The sequence below is a fragment of the Desulfurococcaceae archaeon MEX13E-LK6-19 genome, from assembly GCA_029637525.1.
Lineage (GTDB): Archaea > Thermoproteota > Thermoprotei_A > Sulfolobales > Desulfurococcaceae > MEX13ELK6-19.
In genome coordinates this window covers 1,296,306-1,317,396 of the sequence record CP072660.1, presented here as the reverse complement: position 1 = coordinate 1,317,396, position 21,091 = coordinate 1,296,306, and the positions used below count along the sequence as shown (strand labels likewise).

Genomic DNA, 21,091 nt, shown 5'->3' with positions numbered 1-21,091 from the left:
TGTAAAAAACATGGTGTCTATAGCTATAATAGTTGCCGGGAAATAGTTTAGCATTCCAAGAATTATATGAACTAATTTACTAGCCAACGTTATTTAGCACGATCGAGTATGTATCCTAGACGGTAACTAGTCATTATTTTCAAGTAGATCGAAGCAGTTGTTTTTCTGCCTTGTAGCCTGTACTTTGTTGCTTTCAAAACATGTTTTGGTAGAGATAATATTTTCCGGAAAGCACTAGCTATTGCAGTAAATTTCCTTTTCTCAACATAGTATTTTATGAAAAACTCCGTGGCTCCTTGACTCCAAGCACGCCTAACTAAGTAGTCTTGCCTAAACCTATAGGGATACACTTTATGATACACTCCAGCTTTATCGTTATAACATATCGTAAAGCCGTTTCTGTAAGCTCTCCTTACAAACTCTGCTTCCTCACCCGACAACAACGTGCCTTTAATACGTCCTAAGTTGGGATTGAAGTAACCTATTTTCTCAAAGACCTCTCTTTTTACAGAGAAGTTTGTACCCCATACCAGGTATTGTATTATATCTTTTCTCGTCCTTAATTTATTGGCTAGATAGTAGTTGCCTATCGATACAAAGCTACCGAATATTCTCTCATCCCACCACTCCGGCGGTTCTTTTACGTAGAGAGGATAAACGGGGCCACCAACAATATCGCATCCAGTTGAATGGCTTTTCATTAATTCTTCAATCCAAGAACTATCAGCTATTGCATCATCGTCAATAAAACTTACAATACTACTTCTCGACAGCTTCACACCTAATGAACGCGCAAGCCCTAGCCCTAGTTCCCGGGGCGTCCTCACAACCCTGATCCTAGTTTTCACTTTTTCAAGAAGATTTCTTATATCATCGTTGATTACAAATGGTGTTTTAGAGTAATCATCAATAACTATTATTTCATCAGGAGGAGTTCTCTGCTTCAATAAACTCTCTATGGTCTCGCAAGCATCCTTATGCCTGTTATGGACTACTAGCACTACTGATACACTCATTTTCATGAATTTTGCACCCATCCAGCTATAGAGGGATTTATTTTTCAGCCCTATTCTTTTTTAGTGATTTAAACATTTTTAGTAATAAAACTAATTAAGTAAGCAAAAGTGATAAGTGTTAAAGGTAATTCTTGCAAAAAGGTGCGATCTAATGGTAACCAAGATTGCTTTAGTGGGTCTTGATGGCGTTGGCCTTGATGCTCTTGGAATGTTTTCTGATTATATGCCATTCCTTAAAAACCTCGTCAGACATAGCCCTGTATTTAAAATCAATACTACGCCGCCGTACACTCCACCAATATGGACGTCTATAGCTACAGGCGTGAACCCGGGAAAACATGGTGTAATAGGTTTCACCCAGGTGAAGTATACTGGTAATAAGTTTGTTCTTCATGCCGCCAATTCTTTTAATGTGAGGTATCCTAGGATCTGGGAGTATCTATCCTTACTGAATAAAAGAAGTATAGTGGTAAATTTTCCACTAACATACCCATTTAACGCAATGTATCTTGACAATAATGTTGTACTCGTCCCCGGATGGGACTCGCCCCGGATTGAAGCACATCCAAGTAATGTAGCTGAACGTTTTCCTGGTCTCCTCGTAGTAGGTAAGCACAAATGGGATAGATTTCTTGTTAAAAACAATGAAAAATATGTAAAAAGCTATTTGGACAGATTGAAGAAGGCTCTCCACATTAGGCTCAATGCATTGAAGAGGCTAATGAGTAGATTTGAACATGAACTACTAGCTTTAATCATTTCTGAAACAGATTGGATCCAACATCTCGTTGTAAGAACCAAAGCAGATATTGAAGAATACAGCACAATAGCCGATATACTGGGTATGATAGATGATTTCCTGAAACACGTCTCTGATGAGTATGACTATGTATTCATAACGTCTGACCACGACCACCATACTTATACTGCATGCTACAACATAATCTACCCACTAGTTAAAGAGAATCTTCTAGAAATGTATATTGAAGTCAAGAATAAGAAAAACAAAGATGCAACTACTCCATTAATACATGTCTTAAACAAGTTCATTAATATCAGTGTGTATAGACGAGTAGCATTGTCAACGATAATACTCAGAAAAGCATTGATTTCTTCAATAGCCAAGCTAGTTCATGGACGTGTAAAGTATAGGAATGTCTTTGTCGCAGAAGAGAACATAGGTCTTTACATGGCACCTGATATTAAAAAGAATATCAATGAGCTAAAAGATCTTTATCGTAGTGAACTAGGCTTAAGAGTCTATACTCCTAGCGAGGTCTTTTGGGGTCCTTACCTTAAAGAACTTCCAGATCTTCTAATAGACTTCAAGAGTCTAAGTAAATCCTATGGACTATTGAATAACCCTGTATGCAAGAAAATCTTTGAAACAAAGGGAAGAGACCATTATCCTGATGGACTGCTCGTGGTTGTGAGCAATAAGGAGAATCTACGAAAAGATAGAGACTATGTTGAACCATGGGATATAGGTGCAACAATCCATGGTTTACTAACGGGTCTTCTGCCGGATGATATGGACGGGGATTGCATGTCTGTATTTGACTGTAGTGTCAGAAGAGCTCCTCTATCAAGAAAGTTGATGTTAATCAAGAAGATTAAGAGATTAAGGAGACGTGAACCAAGATAGAAATTGTAATGAAACCTATTCTCCTATCTTATGATTTGATATATCTCGTTGATAAACAGGCTAGCCAGCTTATCATGATCTAGTTCTTTCGAGAACTCTACGGCACCATACTTTATCTTATTATACAGCTCTTTATCATGCATGAGTAATGTTATTGCTTCACATAATTCGTTTACATTATCAATGGCGTATATGTTGTATTTGTTCTTGAGACCCTTTAATGTATTCAGAGCATTTACTGTGGTAATTACTGGTACACCTAGTTGTAATGCTTCAACAAGTTTTATTGGAACACCATGGCCGTGATGAGGAGCTATACATACGTAGGCGTTTTTGGTAATTGCTGTTACTTCTTCTCTCGACAAAAGACCTGCTATAACAATGTTGTTCTCTTTGGTGGTATACTTGTCTAGTAGTTTTCTAGCAATAGGTGATATACTACCTCCTATGACTAGCTTGTATCCATGCTCTCGTATATGTATCCAGCATTCTAGGATCTTTTTTAAGAAGAATATATTGGGTTTATGTGGAGAGGCGATATAGAAGTAGTAGTTATTCTTCTCGATACCGATTTTCTCAAGGACATCTTCTTGCATTGGTGTTCTCGATATTAGTATTGGTGGTATGTATACTGCGTTAATATTGCCATAGAGCGTTTTTACGGTTAGGAAGTCATTATATGATAATGCATATATTTTACATGCTTTTTTAAGAACACTTTCTTCAAGCAAGCCTATGGTTTTTACAGCCTTCTTTTTTAATAGTTTTACCAAACTACTGATGTACTGTGCTTCAATATTGTGTATACGGACAACATGTTTTACACCAAGTTTCTCCGCCACTTTTTCGGCGAGAAACCCAGGGTAGATAGTTTCTGCAACAACTACATCAGGTTCCCCTAAGTGTTCCCTAGCGATCTTTATTGTATTCTCTACCACCTCTTGCGAAGCATAAGTTTTTGCAAGCCACAACAAGTGATAAAACAAGAACTCGCCCTTGCCTAGTCTCAATAGTGTTCTTGTAATAGCTAACTTCAAGAAAACCTTCAGAGGCTCATTAAGTTCGATATAATCTAGTCCATCAAGGTTCTTCTGCCCAACTTTTTTCTTCGGAACAATAGATACTATACACACCCGGTGACCCTTATCGGCAATAGCCATGTATGTATCAGTGATAACCCTGGAGTAACCGTAGACTGGCGGATATAGTGGTCTATGTGTGAGCACCAGTATATTCAATAGGCTTCATCTCCACTGTATCCATATCCAATAATGCCTTAACGATATATCAACTTATTATAGTACTCGATTGTATACCATAAAGTTTTTGAAAACACACAGACTATAGTAGCTTATATAGAAAACGAAATAAGGTAGATGATTGTTTTGCCCATAGATACAGCAGTCATACCAGCCGCAGGATTGGGTACACGATTACTACCCTACACAAAAGGCATCCCTAAGGAGATGCTACCAATAATAGTGAAAGAGGGCAATGAGGTTCACGTTAAGCCTGCTCTCCAGTATATTTTCGAAGCACTCTATGATTCCGGTATCAGGAAATACTACTTCATTGTCGGCAAGGGTAAACGTGTTATCGAAGACTATTTTACGCCTGATTACCAGTATGTTGAGTTCCTCGAGAATCTAGGTAAAAAAGAACTAGCCTCTATTCTCAAAAGGTTTTATGAACGCATAGAAAACAGTGAAATAATAATGGTCAACCAGCCTCTGCCAAGAGGGTTTGGAGACGCTGTTCTTAAGACAAAATCTTTCATGACAAGCAATGTATTTATCGTCCATGCAGGCGATGACATCATATACCCTAATCACGTTGAAAACATCAAGAACCTTCTAAGCCACTACGAGAAACATAGGCCGAAAATAGTATTCTTGTACGATTACTCAGATCACCCCGAGAGATACGGTGTTGTGATAGGTGAAGAAAAAGACAATTACGTTGTTGTTGAAGATGTTATCGAGAAACCCCGTAGACCCCCATCGAACAGAGTTATTGTTGCCGTATACGTCTTCGATAAAGACATCTACTCAGCCCTTGAATCAACAAGGCCTAGTAAAGGAGAACATCAATTAACCGATGCTATAAGGTTCTTGTTGAAGAAAGGAGAAAAAGTGCATGCATTAAGAGTAAAGGGGAAGAGACTGGATCTTGGTACTCCAGAGTATTATCTAGAAGCACTAAAGGTTTTTGTCCAGGAGAATAAGTAGAACAGGTGAACCACTTTATGCCTATGAAAATAGGTGTTATAGGGCTCGGATTTGTTGGGTTAACTCTTGCTGCAGCACTTGCTTCAAAAGAATACGATGTTGTCGGCATAGATCTAGATGTTGACAAGATTGATAAGATAAAGAAAGGCATAGCTCCATTCCATGAAGAGGGCTTGGAAGAGATCTTAAGGAGTGTTATTGGTAAACATCTCGTTGTGTCAAACGATTACAGCCTACTACGTGATGTTGATCTTGTATTTATAGCTGTTGGTACACCGCCGAGACCCGATGGTAGCCAGGAGCAAAAATATATTGTTGACGCTGTAAGGTCTCTCGCTAGAACATGGAAGAGAGCCAATGGCTATAAGGTTGTAGTGATTAAAAGCACTGTAGTCCCAGGTACAACGAGAAGACTCGCCTCGATTGCATCAAAAGAATCAGGCTTGGTGCTGGGTGAAAATCTAGGATTCGTAATGAACCCAGAGTTTCTACGTGAAGGAAAAGCCCTCTATGACACATTTTATCCAAGCCGTGTTGTAATAGGCTGTACTGACGAGAAATCATGTAGTATTGTGAAAAACCTCTGGGAGGAATTCTACAGAAAAGTAGGCAAGATCCCTCCAATACTAGTTATGAGCCCCGAGGAAGCAGAGCTTGTTAAGTATGCTAGCAACGTATTTCTTGCTATGAGAGTGAGTTTCGCTAACACTATTGCAAACATATGCGAACTAACGCCGAATTGTGATGTAATGAAAGTACTTGAAGCAACTGGCCTAGATCCCCGGATAGGAAGTAAGTACTTGAGGCCAGGGCTGGGCTATGGCGGTTCTTGTCTACCCAAGGATGTTAAGGCCTTAATACATTACTCAACAGAGAAAGGATACGATCCTATATTAATAAAAGCTGTTGATGAAGTTAATGAGAGACAGCCATTTAAGGCTATAGAGTATCTCATGAGAGAATACAGCAGTCTGAAGGGTAAGACCATTGCTATTCTTGGACTGGCATTTAAGCCTGATACAGATGATATACGGGAAGCTGTTTCACTAAAAATAATAAACAAGCTTCTTGAGCTAGGAGCCACAGTTAAAGTACATGACCCTAAAGCCATGGATAATGTCAGGAGGATTTATGGAGACAAACTAGTGTACTGCAACACTCCTGAAGAAGCCATAAAGGATAGTGATGCCGTAGTGATAGTTACAGAGTGGGATGTCTACAAGAGCCTCAAGCCAAGGGTCTTCAAGGACCTTATGCGGAACCCCGTGGTAATTGATGGTAGAAGAATATATGATCCATTAGAGTTTATCGCTGAGGGCATAAAGTTCTATGCAATAGGACTAGGTAGCCATAGCTTGTAGACTACAAGCTATTTTGATAAAACACTTGCAACGACTTCAGAGAATACTTTAGCCCACTTCTTTCTATCATACCTGAGCGCGAGCTCTCTAGCATTCTTTCTCAACCCGTCAGATCTCTCAACAAGCTCTACTAGTTTCCTAGAAAACATCTTCGTATCGTTATCCCATACATAGACGCCAATATTATTTGACGTAATAAACTCTCCATAAGCAGATCCCTTAGGCCCGTAGCCAGCGACAGGTAGGCCTGCAGCAAGGTAGTCATAGATCTTAACTGGTATTGTGTACAGATACTGAGGATTTCTTATGAATGGTCTTCCTACAACTCCTACTCTTGCTCTACACAAGTATCTCGGTAAATCACTATACTTTACTTCGCCTACAAACTCTACTCTATCACTAACGCCTTCCTTTTCAGCGATTCTCTTTAACTCAGCTAGGTATCTTCCACCACCAATAACTATTAGGCTCAAGTCGTTATTGGGGAGTGTATGTAAGAGGAATTCGAGAGCTTGATTCGGGTTGTTGAAATTCCCCAGGTAAACCAGGTCTTTATCTCTCTCGCCATCAATGCACTTTATGACATCGGGGTCGGTGCCATTACTTACGACATGTATTTTTTCTTCTTTTCCTAGTTTGCTGCTATAGTATTCCTTCATCTTGTCTGTTGTAACAGTGATGGCGCTAGCGTATTCAAGTGCTTGATAATAGTATTTTGTTATCAAGTCTATTACATTGAGTTTCGTGAATAATCTCCATGTGGTCTTGGCGTATTCCTCCCAGATATCTCTTATATCAACAACTAATGGTATGTTGTATTTCTTGGCAACACTGTGCCCAATGATAGTGTTTATCAATGGGGGAGAAGTTGTTATTATTAACTCGGCTTTTCCTGCAAGAGAAACAAGGTCTCTAGGTGGTTTCCTTAGTAAATATAATATGTATTTATTGTATCTTGTCACCTTTAGTTTATAGTCCTTGACAGTAAAGCCTTGTTCGACTAATGCCTTCTTGAAGTACTTTGCCCTGATTTCCTCGGCGGAAACATCTTGTCTCCACGTAGTCAAGTATACTATGTCTACAGGCATACTAGTCATCTCTCAAGATCAGTAGCCTATTCTAGTAGTAACTGAGGAGATATAAAATACCTAACCTATTCTACAACTGTCTAGTGAGACAACATTATGGTGCAATATCTTGGTAAACAAGCGAGTCGCGATAATAGGGCTTGATGGAGTACCTTATAACTTCATTAATTTAGCCAGAGATCTAATGCCTAACGTGTACATGCTTGCCAGTAAGGGAGTACACAAGCTATTGTATTCGATATTACCACCATACACTCCACCCGCCTGGACCAGTATTGCCACAGGTGTTAACCCGGGGAAACATGGGGTATTCGATTTCCACATAGTAAAGAAGACGAGCACGGGATTCTTATCAAGGATAGCTACTGCACTAGATGTAAAGTATCCTCGTATCCACGATATGCTTGAAGTACATAAGATGAAGAGTATAGTCTGTAATTTACCATTAACATACCCTCCATGGGTTGCCGGTGGAAAACATAGTATTGTAATAAATGACTGGATGGCCCCCGAGATAAGAATGCATCCTAGGGAGCTGGAGAACAGGTATCTCCATTATTTTAACAAGGGTTTAGAAGCACTGGACCTGAAGGGTAGTAGTGAAGAATCCTTCAGGATAATGGCTGAAAGAGTAGAACACATATCGGCGGGATTACTGGAGCTAATGGATAATATTGACTGGAATTTATTGTTCGTAGTATTCTCGGAACCCGACTGGAGCATGCATGGTAATACAAGGATTGTTAGAGGAGATTTCACGCCCGAGTCAAGAAGGGTTTTCCAGAAAATAGACTGGTTTGTTAGGAAAGTACTCGACTACACGGACAACATCATCATTGTAAGTGACCACGGTTTTACACTTTGCCCTTACATAGTAAATCCTGGATACATTCTCAAACAGCATGGACTTGCTTCTGAGTACAAGTTTAGTGAAACAATGATGCTAGAGATTAAGGGGAAGAAACTCCGTGTACCACCAACAATAATGAGGTTCATTAGGAAGCATAAGAAGCTGAAAGCGTTTATGAGAAAACTGTTGTTCAAGACGTCGAGTAGTTCTAGTAGAGAACGTAGGAGAGAAATTCCTTATCATGAAACAAAAACTATTGTCCCTGATGCAGGTATAATCTATGTCGCACCCGGGTACAAGGATGAAGTCAAGAATCTTCTCCTAAGAGATCCTGAGATAAAGAACGTGTACGAGCCAAGAGACCTGTATTGGGGGCCCTATGTTGATAAAGCACCTGATTTAATCATAGAGCCTGTTCACGATTATTGTATAGGTACTTCAACACAAAAATACATTACAAAGCAAGCGTCCATGCATAGTAGAGACGGTATCTTCATCCTAAACCATGATGACAACAACAGTGATGCTAGGGAAGTCTTGGATAAACTTGACAAGCTAATGTTATGGGATATAGTTCCACTAGCACTCTATGTTCTCGGGCTACCCTTACCCAATGATACAGATAGTGCCCTCTTACAAATGCTTAAGAATATTAGTAAAGAGAATTATCTAGCGAAATACAAGCTTATGATGAAACTGAGGAGAATATAGTTGATTTAATGGTTAGTTTAGCTCTCCGCTAGTGAATTATTGAGAAAAATTTTTGTGTCACCCTTATTGTTGTAATAGTGATTGCAAGTATAATGATATATTAAGTAAATATCGATGTTATGGTGTGAAGTAGTTGAACAGTAATGACGAGCTAGGTGTTAGAGTCAGATACTCCACTATTGTTAATTATATTGGTCAATTATACTGGCTTGTTATGTCAATATTATTCACAATAATTGTGACACGCAAGCTTTCTGTAGAAGAATACGGTTTGTTTACAACTATAATGGCTGTATTCAACATAATAGTGCTTATGTACAATCTCTGGATCTTCTGGGTTCCACGTGCCTATGCTAGGGGGCTCTATGAAAACGTTTCTTCGGCATTTGCATTAAGCCTGTTGTATACTCCCATAGGAGTTGCTATAATGATCATTATCGGTCTTGAGTATAATGCATTACTAGGCTTTGGTTTATCAGCCTTTACTCTGGCAAGTCTTCTTATTGTATCAGAAGCCTTGAATAGGTATTTGCGTGGAGTTGCACTAGGCTCTAAACCGTTTATTAATGGTAAAGTATTGATTGTCAGAGGTACTATGAGAGTAGCGATGGCTTATGTATTTGTTGTAATTCTTTTATACAAGTTAGTAGGAGCTGTTGCAGCAATTATTATTGCTGGCTTTATCGCCTCTGCTTCATACTATATACTGTTAAGGTACTATGGAGTCCACGTTCCAAAGCCTATGGTTTCTAGGAGAGAGTTTAAACGTATTTTCAAAAACAGCTATATACCATTACTAGTGGTTCTCTCGGGGCTAATGGGTTATCTCGAGAGACCATTGCTTACAGTTATAACCGTGAGCACGGTAGCAGCAGCGTACCTGGGTGTCTCATATATTCCACGTAACATAGTGTTTAAGAGCGCTCAGGCACTGGCATCGGGTCTCTCGGCGAAACTCCTTAGGAAACCTAATCGCGTTGATATAGAGGATGTTCTCCGTATAACATTCATCCTAGTTTTCGGCATGAACATCTTCCTCTTAACGCTATCGGTACCAGTGCTCAGCCTGTTTAGGGAAGAGTATGTTAATGCACAACCATTGTTTGTGTTATTTGTTGTTGAATCAATTATTGTAGCATTGGCAAATATAATGGCGTCAATAGCTATGGCTGTCGAGAGGAAAGACGTGTACTTCGAGGGACTAGCTCTTGCTTCAACACCTTTGTTCAGGATACCATTTATCAGGCTTATACGTAACACGCTATCGTTGGTCACAGCAGTTATCGTAATGTACTTGCTGATAATCTCTGGAGTTAAGGACGTGATAACTATAACTCTTCCCTACCCTATTGCATGGCTAGCCTCGTCAATACCATTCCTCTATTATACATACCGTGAAGCACGTAGGAAAATAGAGTTCAGTATACCGTGGAGAGAACTATTCTCAACACTGATAGCCGGCGTAGTTGCTTCACTATACTTGTTCATGACTGGCGTAACGAGCTTCGTGATCAAGAGCTTCTGGGCTGACTCTCCACTCCTAATAAAAGATGTTCTCATCGGAATAGCCATATATGCTGTAGTACTATACCTGTTATCGCCTTGGACAAGAGCTTTCGTGAAAAAATCACTAAAATATTATTTACAGGGGCGTGCCAGCACCTAGGTATTGAAGAGAAAAGCATGCCCCAGATTAAACACTAGTAGCGATCTAGGGTTACTCTATGTAACCTAGCGCTCTTAGTCTCTCCTTGACCTTCTCCTCGTCTTCTTCACTAAATACTTCGCCGCCACCTTCTTCCTCGCTCACAAGCTGCTCCAACACAAAAACAACGAACTCACTGAAACTGCTGAAACCTGCTTCCTCAGCTTTCTTCATAGCCTCCTCATAGAGCTTCTTGGGCAATTCTACCTCGACTTTTATCTTTTCGGACAAACCACTCACACCCGCTTAGGTTCTTGCCTACACTGTATCCACAGTAGAGTAGTTAAGAGTTTCCACCAGAAACACAACTACTGGTTTCAACGGGTTACACCATCCTAGCGATTATAGTCTTAGCCATAATTGCTCTATTGGTGGTATTTATTAGACGTGGAGAAAAGCGGTGGATATAAAAAATAAAGATCTTTCCCTTAGATCCCAGCTGTTTTCCTCTATGTCACGAATGGGTTGTCGAATTTTAGTATTGCTTGTGCTACCTCTGGTCTCATCATGTATTCTGGCGGGGTCTTTCCTTCCTGAAGCATTTTCCTTAGCTTTGTTCCGCTTATCCTGATCCTGTGTTCTTCGCTGTGTGGGCAGATTTTCTCGTTGACCATTCCACCGCATTTCTTGCAGTAGAATGCTTCCCTTATGAACAGCGGGGTTATCCCTAGGTCTGGGAATTCCTGGAAGATCTCCCATGCCTCGTATGGCTTGTAGTAGTCTCCTACGCCAGCATGGTCTCGTCCTACTATGAAGTGCGTGCAGCCGAAGTTCTTCCGGACTATAGCGTGGTGTACTGCTTCACGGGGCCCAGCATACCTCATGTTCATTCGTAGCCCGGCTAGCACCACGACGTCCTTGGGGTAGTAGTTCTTGATCAAGGCTTCATAGGCAGCAAAGATGACTTCGTCGCGGTAGTCGCCAGGCTTCTTCCAGCCTATAAGCGGGTTTATGAACAATCCATCGACGAACGTCAATGCTGCTTTCTGCACATACTCGTGCCCTAGGTGTGGCACGTTTCTTGTCTGGAATCCTGCTATTGTTCTCCACTTCTTTTCTCTGAACAAGATGCGTGTCTCAATAGGCCATAGCACGTACTTGTCTAGAGGATTCGGAACACTATTCACTAAGTCTACAGGCCCACCAATCAGTAGCTCCTTCATACTGTATACCTTGGCTACACCAGGGTGACCGGGATCTGTTGTCTTGTAGACATACCTTGCATACTCTTTCTTATCCCACCCGTATATCTCCTCGATCTTCATTACAGCGATCACGTTGCCATTGTATGTCAGTGCTACATCGTCACCTTCTTTAACACCCTCGATCTCGGTGGGGTCTACGTCGAGGACTATTGGTATAGTCCATGGAATATCGTTGCTGAGCCTCATATCATAGAGTACGTGGAGGTAGTCTTCCTGTACAAGAAATCCCTCTAGAGGACTATAGACTCCATGAGCTATATCCTCTACATCAACTGCTCTATCGAACGACAACTCTATCTTGGGTAGTTCACGGGCTTCCTCAAGCAGGTGTTCTCTTCTCTTACCCTTCACGACACGATCCACAAGCCGGCCTCCATGAGGTTTAGAAACCATACAAACACACCCCCGTTAACGATCATGATCTATATTGGTCTGGATCTTGTACCCATGAGGAATAAGAGCCCATAAGCGTTCAAACAAGTAGTATGCAGGTATTTTCACGAAAAACTCGACTACACTAAACTTGAGCGACAACACTAGGTTCTGTGTGAGAAAATAAGCTATGAGAGGAGTTACCAGGAAACTCTGGTAAACCCTATAGGTAATTGATTTCACAAGAGATCTTTTGTTTGATTCCCTGAATCTGTTCTTCAATGAAATCAGAACCACTAGAAACACCCTTCAGGCATTATTGCTAGATATACCCTAGCCTCTTTAGTTTCTCAATAATCTTCTTACGATCTTCTTCAGTAAACGGCTCCTCATATCGTGCCTCCTCATGAGCAGCAACTACTTCACGGAGAACATAGGTCACATACTGTGATACACTTGTAAACCCAGTGCCCTCAATGAGCTTCTTTATACGGTTGTAGAGAGTTACTGGTATCGATACCGTTGTGTACTTGCCTTTCTTCTCCTCGCTGCTCAACACTTCGCACCCGATCCCATTTAATTAAATCTAATTAATAACCATGTAATTAAATGTAATTAAAGCTTTCGGCTAAACATGCTATTCGGCAAAAACTATATATTGTTCTATTCCGTATATTATACATTCGGGGACGAACAATGGTCGCATATAGAGACGACGACATAGGTGAAAGGATAAGGAAAATAGTTGAGACAAGAATCCCGGCGATAGTATCAGTAATAACATCATCTATACCAAAGCTCGTCGACATCAAGGGGTACTATGGCAGGTACTATATTGAAGAAAAAGAGGACAAGTACAGGATCATAGTCGAGATCCCTGGAGCAAACAAGGAGGACATAAAGATCTATGCTCAGCCAAAGACTATCTATGTGCAGGCAAAAAATGCTGTTGAGACAAAGTATCTGCCGAGAGAATACAGAGTGAAAATCGAGGTTGAAGAGAACATTGATCTCGAGAACACCAAGGCCAAGTACATTAACGGCATATTAATCATCGATGCACCAAAGAAGACTGCCACAAGAGAAATCTCTGTGGAGTAACACTAGTGTTATTCAATAGAAACTTTTTTCCATTTACTAAGTGCTTTCTCTACTTTCTCAAGTTCTTTTTCTAGAAACCTCTTGTAGCCCTCGAGAACAGCCGGGTCAAGTCCACTATAGTCACTTGGCTCTTCTGCAACAATACTCAAAAGCAACATTATATTCTTCAGCCTGTCCACAAGTTTCTTCTTTAAACCAATAAGACCCCTAGTGTCTATTCTCTGTAGCCTAATTATCTTCCTGCCATCGGGAGCTATTGTGACAACTATTATATTCTTCTTCTGAAGCTCATCGACAGCCGTGTATATACTGCTCTTCGGTATCGATAACGAGGAAAGTATTTTCACTATCTCATCAAAATCCTTAACACCCTTATTGACCAACGTTACTATAGCCAGTTGAACCGGCCCTAGCCTCCTCAAGGACATATCGTACAAAACACCTCATTTCAACAAACTATTGTATTCATATAGAGAGTAATAAAGACATTGTATCCTATTTTCCTTTGGTATTCTACTATGATGCCTGTCCAGGACATGTTAATATGTTTAATAAGGTTAAGTTAATCTAGGCATGACTTGCTTATCTTCCTATTGAGGTGATTTAGTGAACAAGAACATTTACTACATAGTCGCCGTTTTGCTTATCGCATCAATAATTATTGCCTTACTCATAGTTACCCTACCAGGTCTAGAAAACCCGACAACAACGACAAGCAGCCCAATAACCACAACTCATGTACAGACAACACCTTCCCTTACCACAACAATATTAACAACGACAACCACTGTAACCACAACAACGACTACAACATATACAACGTATACAACACAGACCACAACACCTCCTTCAGCAACAAATCTTACGAAAAAGTATCTTCAAGTCATACAACTCATAGACAGACTTATCAGAAACAACTTTAGCCTGGTAAGCCCGTACAACTCGACTCTCCTTAGACCAGTGTTTGTTTCCGCCGAGTACATGTATAGAGCACAGCTTCTCTACGATAAGTATGGAGGACATGGGTTAATCCCGCTTGTATCACTTCGCCCTGATGAGATCCTGTACTACTTTAGCCCGTATAGTCTTGAGGTCTCGGAGTTCTCGGCAGAACTCCCATGGATTTATGCTTGGCTATACTGGGTTACAGGAAACACTACATGGCTTAACCTAACAAAGTATAGCGTTGACGCTGTCAAGTACTGGAGTGTAGACTATGTTCCCCTCGGTGGTTGTTGGGGGGTAACAGATCCAATAGTATATGATGAATCTTTGGGGAAATACGTTATTAGATGGAAGCTACTGACATGGTATACTCAAAGCCAGATCTCCTGGTGGTATGACGACTGGTTTAATGAAAGTACATGGCATGCTTGGAACTATACAGCATGGTATGACCCAAGATACGACTGGTACTGGTTTACTCCCTGGGAAATAGTACATTATGGTCCTCCAAGCGAGTACGAGAAATACAAGAGATCATTCATGAGTTTCGTGCACTCATGGATAGACCATAAATGGTGGCTGGACAATGCTCCCTACGCATACATATTCAACGCGTCATCGGTAACGCTCGGTCCCTATGTTTCACGTGACAATGACGAGATCGTGTTTGACTTCGATATACTTCAAACCAGGAGAACCTACGTCGTCGTCAACAAGACTGTTTTGCTGAAAGGTAATGCCGCTTATAGTTTCGTACTAAACCTGCTCAATACAGGCGATGATGTAAACATAACGATGATCATATACAACGATATGAAAGAGTACATCCTCAAATTCCCACGTCTACGCCCTACAAGCGAGTATGTGAACATAACCATGGGAAGCATATTCGTGGATGAGAATAGTGGCGGAGCATACCATGTCAAGATAATTGTGTCTCCCTCAAACACTATTACAGTCAAGTTGAGGATAAGAGGAATAGGGATAGTTGCTACTCCAAACCTTGGTGTAAGAGGTATTATACCATCCTACTGGTTCTGGGGAGACTCCATAGGGCCCTTGGCTACAGCACTTCTCCACTATAGGCCATGGATGCGGGATACCGTGGTGGAATGGGTTTCAAAAGCATTAAATGAAATATATCAATGGAGAACCGATGTAATGTTTTATCCACCGGATAAGAGATGGAGTTTCCTTTACTGGGACAAGGAGCGTCTCGATGTAGGTGTGTTGACAATACCTCGTCGTGGAGTTATTAATTATGCTAGTCTCGAGGAAACTCTTGTAAGTATGATACCACTATACATATTGACCGGAGACCAGAAGCTACTTGATGCCATAGCTCTTAATGCAAGGCTTCTCAACCACGATAACTACTGGAAAGGACTTGGCTACTGGAGTGCCTGGTTCGGCATATGGCTCCACATATGGTTATTTGTGATAACAGGTGATACATGGTACTGGGATGAAGCAAGCTATTACCTGGGAACAATGACACCCTTCAACCAGGCACTACATGAAGAGATCTCTAATGCCGCCAAGTTTATTGAAGCCAATATAGTTGCATACTACACTACAAACGATACCAGATACCTTGAGTTGGCGCGAGAAATGGCTAGAATCCTTCTGGAGGAGTTTGTGGACGAAGACTATGGTTTCCTGAGGACGTATATACGTGAACAAACTCTTGCACGACACGACATGTTCGCGTGGACGATCTCGCCACTCATCAGCCTACACATTGGTACCTGGGCACCAGACTGGATGCTATGGCTCTACCCAATAGCGTTAAACGACAACGGTAGACCCAACGGCTACTTTACACTCATGAACCTCACCTATACGGGCAACGCAATTATAATAAGGCAACGTATAGATGATAGCGTGTTCTTATTCAAGTACAATGGATTCATAATATACCCCTATGGGATCAAGGAGCTTAAGCCCGCGTCAAACGACGTATTCCCCTATGTGGCAATCCTCTATACAGTCAATGACACCTGCCCAATACTAGTTGGTTTCAACAATACATCGGGAACAGTGATTACATCAAGAAGCAACAACACGTTCTCTATAATCAGTGATAGGTCTAGAACATGGATAATATACATAGGCGATAGAGAATTCACCGGGAGAGTAGACGGTGAAGAAATTATCCTTGGAGTTAATGCTGTCCTTTACAAAGGATACTTGATCCTAGAGGGAACATGCATCGAGATAAACTTCAGTAGCCAACAATAGACAGTCACCATGTGATCTCATCAATATTTTCTACACATATGCAAGATTGTTGTATTATGTGGTCAATAAAGATTTATTATTTAAGCACGTGGATAACTAGTATCGTCATGTATTAACTTGGTAAAGGGTGTGCCTTTATTTGACCAAGAAACTTGAGCCGAAAGATTTCTCTAAGATAGTCTTTATCTCGTCACCAAGTATTCATCCAAGAGAAGACAAGGTATTGTTTGTCAGGACTAGGGCTGATCTCGATAAAGACAAGTATTTTAGCCAGCTATGGATCGCTGAGCTCGACGGCGAAGTATATCCTGTTACTCGTGGCGAGAAAGCTGTTTGTGGTAAATGGAGTCCTGATGGGAAGACTATAGCGTTCTTATCTGATGAAAGACCTGGCAAGAAGGAAAACGAGAAAGGTAATGGTCTATGGCTTGTTAAGCCCGGTGGTGAACCCTGGTTTATAGCGTGGTTTGAGAATGGTGTAAACAGGTATTCCTGGTTTAGTGATTCAAGGAGAATACTTGTCTCTTCAGCTAAAGGGAAGATCCATGAGGATGTCAAGGTAATTGACGAGATACCAGTGTGGTTTAACGGTGTGGGATACGTTTACGGCTTGAAGCCTAGGCTGTACATAGTCTATACTGATAATGGCGAGGTTGAGGAACTACAACTACCTATTGATGACAAGGCTAGTGTTATCTTTGGCGAGCCATCGCCTGACGGCAAGAAGATACTGTATGTGCTGAGGAGAGATAACCTTAAGCCTCTTGACAACGAGATTCATGTATACGATCTCGATACAGGCGAGGACATTAGCCTCCTTAGGAAACCCATGCGTGTTATTGAAGCCAAGTGGAGTCCTGATGGAGGAAAAATCGTCTTCAGGGGACATCACAGGGAGCGGGGTACAGCTACACACTACAAGGTATGGATTGTTTCTTCCCGCGAGGAAAACCAGGATCCTGTTCTCCTGGACAACATTGATAGAAACCATGGTAATGGCATGAACTGTGATAGCCGTGGACCCATGTGCCAGGATGACTTGTGGTGGGATACTAGCGGCTACATCTACTATCCATTGGCTGTTGGAGGAGAAGTATGGCTTGTGAGAACTCGTCCCGGAAACGAGCCCGAGGTGATTATACGTGGAGGTGTTGTAGACGAGTTTAGTGTCTCCAACAACAGGGTAGCATACACGTTCATGACTTTTGATCACCCGAACGAGGTCTACATGTATATTGATGGAAGACAGGTAAAGCTCACTGGGTTTAATGACAGGCTTGTCAAGGAGTGGGGGCTACGTAGACCAGAGAAAGTAGTTTTCCGGGCAAGCGATGGCGTGGAGGTTGAGGGATGGGTTCTAAAACCCTATAATAGCAATGGCGGTAAACACCCAGTGATACTAGAGATCCATGGAGGCCCGAAGACTGCTTATGGAGAAGGCTTTATGTACGAGTTCCACATGCTTGCCAGTAATGGCTTTTACGTAGTGTTCTCGAATCCACGGGGAAGCGATGGATATACTCAGGATTTCGCCGACATCAGGGAGCATTGGGGCGAGAGAGACTATATGGACCTCATGGAGTTCATGGACACTATTCTAGCTAGGTATAGTGGTGAAGTTGATGAGAATAGACTTGGCGTTATAGGTGGGAGCTACGGCGGGTTCATGACAAACTGGATTGTCACACATACAAAGAGATTCAAAGCAGCCGTAACACAGCGAAGCATAAGCCTCTGGTTCACTAGCTTCGGAGCCACAGACATAGGCTACTACTTCGACGTTGACCAGATCGGGGGTTATCCATGGCAGATACCAGGCAAGTACTGGGAGAAAAGCCCTCTCCGGTACGTAGAGAACGTGGAAACACCGCTACTGATAATCCATAGCACAGAAGACTACCGCTGCCATCTCGTAGAAGCAATACAGTTATTCACAGCACTAAAAACACTAGGGAAAGAAGCAAAACTAGTAATCTTCCCCGGAGAAAACCACGATCTATCCCGTCGAGGCAAACCAAAGCACAGAGCCGAGAGACTAAAACACATACTAGAATGGTTCAAGAAATACCTTCAAGAACAAGAAGACAAAAGCAAGACCACATAGAGAACATGTTTAACACCATGACTAGAATTATGTATTTTTCCTATACCTCCTCATTTTAATCAACCTTATTTTCATCACAATATCCCTTACCTCCTAAGTGATTTAAACCATAACCTAATAGCTAGATTTGCTGGAGCTAGGGTGCATGTAGTATGCACTGGATTGAAGTTCGTTCTCTTATTAGGGCGCCAGCTATTGAAGACGAGTACAAGAAGAAAGGTATTGACATTAGTTTTGCCGAGAGCAACTGGGTTGACTATGGAGATAAAGTTGTCCGTTTCCTTAAACACGTTGTACTTGAAGTCTATAAGCCTGAGAAAGATCTGTTGGAAGATGTTTATAATGAGCTCCTTGAGGCTCTGCCAAGACTAGATGATGTCTTGTACAAGTTGATGCAAACCTATAGAGACATCACGAGGAGTCTTAGAACAGACCTAGTACTCTACTACACAGTTGACGGAGCTATTGAGACCAGTTATGGAGGATTCCTTGAATGGTTCCACGGCCAAGAACTTGTTAACAACCTGCTTAGAGAACACGGCCTTGAGTTCATAAGAGACTATGATGGTGTGACAAGAATCAAAGTTACCGTCAACAGACCATACACCAGCGAAAACCTGGCAAAAGGACTACATCTCATCGAAACAATGCTCAAACTATACGAGACTATAAGAATAATCCAGGAGGCAGAAGCAGCAAAAACAACGTTAAGTTTCTTGAACACCATAACTAGTATCAACGACTACTAGAATAATGTCCAAGAGATAAAAATAACTATTAGCCAATGATTTACTGAGAAGCCAAATAATATCAGCTTAATGTCCACCCACCAACGCTAAGAGACATGTTGTCACAAGATATAGTTTATCGGGCTCAACAGTAAATGGTATAAGCTCGGATACTTTACCTTTGTAAACTACTAGTTCTCTACTCAATCTACCATGTACAATAAAGTTCCTTAGATCGCGAAGAGTCAGCCTATTGAACTCAATGTATTGTTCAAGTTCTTCTCTTGAAAGCCTTTGTAGGTTACTTAATAGCTTCTCAATGGGATCTACAGGTAATCCAGCACTTTTTAACTGCCTAATTATATGCTTTAGTTCTCCTCTAAACTGCTTAGTTGATGCTCTGGAGTTCTCTTTACTGATTATGCTCTTATATAACTCTAGGATGAATGTTTCAACGGTTTTAGCAGCTTTACCATGATCCTCTAGTTGCGTTAGATAGTCATAGATTTCCTTCTTTAATCTAACAACATATACATTATCCGCCTCCTCGATAAGCTCAGGTATTTTCTTGAAAACCCTTATCTTCTTCACATGACCCGGTAGGTTATTATAGCCCTTACTTAAAGCCTCTTTGAGTGGTTGGCTTAAAAGGGATCTTCCTTTAGGCCCAATATACTCTAGATGATTGAATAGGTTCACGAGAGAAGATAAATATCTTAGTCTATAATAGTCTGTTAGAGATCTCTCTAGAAATACTGTTTTAGAGTCGTTTATTTCTTCAACAACAAGTCCATGGTTGAGAAAGAGTTGTGCTACAAAAGCTATTGCTAGTCCAGAATAGTAGTAGATGTAGGCTATACCAAGTGCTAGGAAAGGACGTTCACTTGGGTGAAATCCGGGCAACATAGTGGTTACTAGAGCTAACGAGTAGAACATTATGATGAGTATTAGTGTGTAGATGAACTGGTCTGCATCATGTGTACGAACATGCTTAGCTAGTCTGATAGCTTTATGAAATAATAACTGGTCGAAAAATAGTAGAGCTGAGGCCATTAGCGATGATATTGTGGATATTACTAGTACTTCATAGATATTCAACGAGTTAAATGGTACGACAAGCAGGTAGACAACAACAGATAATGGTATACCTATAGATGATAGTATTTTGACTAGGTTCTTCACCCGCCTATACTCAAATGATAAGTTACTTGTTATAATCGCCGATGAAACAACCCATATGAGAGCTGAAATAAATATGAAAACACTATAGGTAGTCCATAAGATAATTGGATCACCGATCTTTGCTGTTCTCGGTCTCAAAAGCGTGAGACAACTAAGTATGCTTATGAATAAATACGTGTTAACTATACCCAAAATAGTTGATCTATTCACAACTACCTGTATAAGCATAAGTATAGCTGTCATGATTACTATAAAAACTATAAAGTACATTATCGGCGTGACGTACAGGTATGTATAGATGGCTAGAAGGAGGAGCATTACACCATATACAATACACTTAAGTAAAATCTCCCTGTTCTCAATCATGGTAAAAATATCCCCATTACCATAGACATACATAGGCTATAAAAATAATTTCCCGGGAAAATAATATTTCCAAGTATTTGTTTTGAATAGACTTATTACTCATTTTATTAATTTGCTGGAATCCCTCCAATTCCTAAAACTAATGCGGCAAGAACTGTATTGGCATGAAGCTAGTACAAAACACTATTTCATTGTTTGGACTTAGGCTATAGTAGTATAGGTCATAGTTTTAACGTAAACTTA

Annotated in this window: 18 protein-coding genes; 9 read left to right on the top strand and 9 right to left on the bottom strand. The window is 40.9% G+C overall.

Annotation, left to right across the window (positions count from 1 at the left end; genetic code table 11):
* Positions 1-89 precede the first annotated feature (89 nt).
* Positions 90-1,022 carry a glycosyltransferase gene (locus J4526_06965; GenBank protein ID WFO74808.1) on the bottom strand — a complete coding sequence of 311 codons (933 nt, stop codon included), beginning with the start codon at positions 1,020-1,022 and terminating at the stop codon, positions 90-92.
* Positions 1,023-1,167: 145 nt separating this feature from the next.
* Between J4526_06965 and J4526_06960 the strand changes: the two genes are divergently transcribed.
* The gene (locus J4526_06960) at positions 1,168-2,661 is read left to right on the top strand and encodes an alkaline phosphatase family protein (protein WFO74807.1); all 1,494 of its coding nucleotides are present in this window, start codon (positions 1,168-1,170) and stop codon (positions 2,659-2,661) included.
* A 23-nt stretch (positions 2,662-2,684) separates the two neighbouring features.
* Here the strand turns inward: J4526_06960 and J4526_06955 are convergent, their stop codons facing one another.
* The gene (locus J4526_06955; protein ID WFO74806.1) at positions 2,685-3,899 is read right to left on the bottom strand and encodes a glycosyltransferase family 4 protein; all 1,215 of its coding nucleotides are present in this window, start codon (positions 3,897-3,899) and stop codon (positions 2,685-2,687) included.
* 147 nt (positions 3,900-4,046) lie between these two features.
* Between J4526_06955 and J4526_06950 the strand changes: the two genes are divergently transcribed.
* Positions 4,047-4,889, top strand: coding sequence for a hypothetical protein (locus J4526_06950; GenBank protein ID WFO74805.1), 843 nt, complete (start codon positions 4,047-4,049; stop codon positions 4,887-4,889).
* Between the two features lie 17 nt (positions 4,890-4,906).
* Positions 4,907-6,250: a UDP-glucose/GDP-mannose dehydrogenase family protein gene (locus J4526_06945; protein ID WFO74804.1), complete on the top strand. Its 1,344-nt coding sequence runs from the start codon at positions 4,907-4,909 to the stop codon at positions 6,248-6,250.
* Between the two features lie 8 nt (positions 6,251-6,258).
* On the opposite strand, the gene J4526_06940 is transcribed toward J4526_06945, so the two are convergent.
* Positions 6,259-7,338 (bottom strand): glycosyltransferase, encoded by a 1,080-nt coding sequence (locus J4526_06940; GenBank protein ID WFO74803.1) that lies wholly within the window; start codon positions 7,336-7,338, stop codon positions 6,259-6,261.
* Between the two features lie 109 nt (positions 7,339-7,447).
* On the opposite strand from J4526_06940, the gene J4526_06935 reads away from it, so the two are divergent.
* Positions 7,448-8,899 (top strand): alkaline phosphatase family protein, encoded by a 1,452-nt coding sequence (locus tag J4526_06935; protein WFO74802.1) that lies wholly within the window; start codon positions 7,448-7,450, stop codon positions 8,897-8,899.
* 133 nt (positions 8,900-9,032) lie between these two features.
* The gene (locus J4526_06930; protein ID WFO74801.1) at positions 9,033-10,565 is read left to right on the top strand and encodes a hypothetical protein; all 1,533 of its coding nucleotides are present in this window, start codon (positions 9,033-9,035) and stop codon (positions 10,563-10,565) included.
* Between the two features lie 51 nt (positions 10,566-10,616).
* On the opposite strand, the gene J4526_06925 is transcribed toward J4526_06930, so the two are convergent.
* From J4526_06925 to J4526_06910, 4 genes are all read right to left on the bottom strand, one after another.
* Complete coding sequence (locus J4526_06925) at positions 10,617-10,778, bottom strand: CopG family transcriptional regulator (GenBank protein ID WFO76370.1); 162 nt, start codon at positions 10,776-10,778, stop codon at positions 10,617-10,619.
* A 275-nt stretch (positions 10,779-11,053) separates the two neighbouring features.
* Positions 11,054-12,202: a sulfate adenylyltransferase gene (sat, locus tag J4526_06920; protein WFO74800.1), complete on the bottom strand. Its 1,149-nt coding sequence runs from the start codon at positions 12,200-12,202 to the stop codon at positions 11,054-11,056.
* A gap of 15 nt (positions 12,203-12,217) precedes the next feature.
* Complete coding sequence (locus J4526_06915; GenBank protein ID WFO74799.1) at positions 12,218-12,478, bottom strand: DUF2061 domain-containing protein; 261 nt, start codon at positions 12,476-12,478, stop codon at positions 12,218-12,220.
* Between the two features lie 25 nt (positions 12,479-12,503).
* Complete coding sequence (locus J4526_06910; GenBank protein WFO74798.1) at positions 12,504-12,737, bottom strand: hypothetical protein; 234 nt, start codon at positions 12,735-12,737, stop codon at positions 12,504-12,506.
* A gap of 140 nt (positions 12,738-12,877) precedes the next feature.
* On the opposite strand from J4526_06910, the gene J4526_06905 reads away from it, so the two are divergent.
* Positions 12,878-13,282 (top strand): Hsp20/alpha crystallin family protein, encoded by a 405-nt coding sequence (locus J4526_06905; GenBank protein WFO74797.1) that lies wholly within the window; start codon positions 12,878-12,880, stop codon positions 13,280-13,282.
* An 8-nt stretch (positions 13,283-13,290) separates the two neighbouring features.
* On the opposite strand, the gene J4526_06900 is transcribed toward J4526_06905, so the two are convergent.
* A complete protein-coding gene (locus tag J4526_06900) occupies positions 13,291-13,710 on the bottom strand; it encodes a hypothetical protein (GenBank protein ID WFO74796.1) in 420 nt (139 codons plus the stop codon).
* Positions 13,711-13,888: 178 nt separating this feature from the next.
* Between J4526_06900 and J4526_06895 the strand changes: the two genes are divergently transcribed.
* The 3 genes from J4526_06895 to J4526_06885 all read left to right on the top strand — a co-directional run bounded on the left by J4526_06895 (position 13,889) and on the right by J4526_06885 (position 19,321).
* Positions 13,889-16,468, top strand: a complete 2,580-nt coding sequence (locus J4526_06895; protein ID WFO74795.1) for a hypothetical protein — start codon at positions 13,889-13,891, stop codon at positions 16,466-16,468.
* A gap of 139 nt (positions 16,469-16,607) precedes the next feature.
* Positions 16,608-18,572 carry a S9 family peptidase gene (locus J4526_06890; protein WFO74794.1) on the top strand — a complete coding sequence of 655 codons (1,965 nt, stop codon included), beginning with the start codon at positions 16,608-16,610 and terminating at the stop codon, positions 18,570-18,572.
* Positions 18,573-18,724: 152 nt separating this feature from the next.
* Entirely contained in the window at positions 18,725-19,321 is a 597-nt protein-coding gene (locus J4526_06885; protein ID WFO74793.1) for a hypothetical protein, read from the top strand.
* Between the two features lie 66 nt (positions 19,322-19,387).
* Here the strand turns inward: J4526_06885 and J4526_06880 are convergent, their stop codons facing one another.
* A complete protein-coding gene (locus J4526_06880) occupies positions 19,388-20,848 on the bottom strand; it encodes a hypothetical protein (protein WFO74792.1) in 1,461 nt (486 codons plus the stop codon).
* Positions 20,849-21,091 lie beyond the last annotated feature (243 nt).

Bases quoted from the DNA above. Each gene is read 5' to 3' on its own strand.
- J4526_06880 (WFO74792.1), bottom strand. From the start codon at position 20,848: ATGATTGAGAACAGGGAGATTTTACTTAAGTGTATTGTATATGGTGTA.
- J4526_06960 (WFO74807.1), top strand. From the start codon at position 1,168: ATGGTAACCAAGATTGCTTTAGTGGGTCTTGATGGCGTTGGCCTTGAT.
- J4526_06925 (WFO76370.1), bottom strand. From the start codon at position 10,778: ATGAAGAAAGCTGAGGAAGCAGGTTTCAGCAGTTTCAGTGAGTTCGTT.
- J4526_06885 (WFO74793.1), top strand. From the start codon at position 18,725: ATGCACTGGATTGAAGTTCGTTCTCTTATTAGGGCGCCAGCTATTGAA.
- J4526_06905 (WFO74797.1), top strand. From the start codon at position 12,878: ATGGTCGCATATAGAGACGACGACATAGGTGAAAGGATAAGGAAAATA.
- J4526_06965 (WFO74808.1), bottom strand. From the start codon at position 1,022: ATGAAAATGAGTGTATCAGTAGTGCTAGTAGTCCATAACAGGCATAAG.
- J4526_06945 (WFO74804.1), top strand. From the start codon at position 4,907: ATGCCTATGAAAATAGGTGTTATAGGGCTCGGATTTGTTGGGTTAACT.
- J4526_06900 (WFO74796.1), bottom strand. From the start codon at position 13,710: ATGTCCTTGAGGAGGCTAGGGCCGGTTCAACTGGCTATAGTAACGTTG.
- J4526_06940 (WFO74803.1), bottom strand. From the start codon at position 7,338: ATGCCTGTAGACATAGTATACTTGACTACGTGGAGACAAGATGTTTCC.
- sat (WFO74800.1), bottom strand. From the start codon at position 12,202: ATGGTTTCTAAACCTCATGGAGGCCGGCTTGTGGATCGTGTCGTGAAG.